The following is a 237-nucleotide window of genomic DNA, read 5'->3' on the forward strand; positions in this document are numbered from 1 at the left end:
CCAGTGCATCTAACAAAACCTTTACTGCTTTTGCAATTCCCTCACAAACACCAACGCCTTGCCCCAACGGTCCGATAATTTCATGGGAATATGATTTTTTCAGTTTATCATAGCGGATATTTTCACAGATAAAATCATGCACATACTTCTCTTTCTCCCATTCAGACAGCTTCTGAGCCGGGCGAATCAGCTTCTCAACTCTGGCAGTCATAGCCTTTTGATGTTCGCAAATCTTCT

General features: G+C 42.2%; 1 pseudogene. It reads right to left on the reverse strand.

The window, feature by feature from the left end:
• Positions 1–237: pseudogene (locus LJE11_RS19600) on the reverse strand (transglutaminase domain-containing protein); the annotation flags it as partial.

Origin of the sequence: Blautia sp. DFI.1.216 (assembly GCF_020594215.1) — a bacterium.
GTDB classification, from domain to species: domain Bacteria; phylum Bacillota; class Clostridia; order Lachnospirales; family Lachnospiraceae; genus Blautia_A; species Blautia_A wexlerae.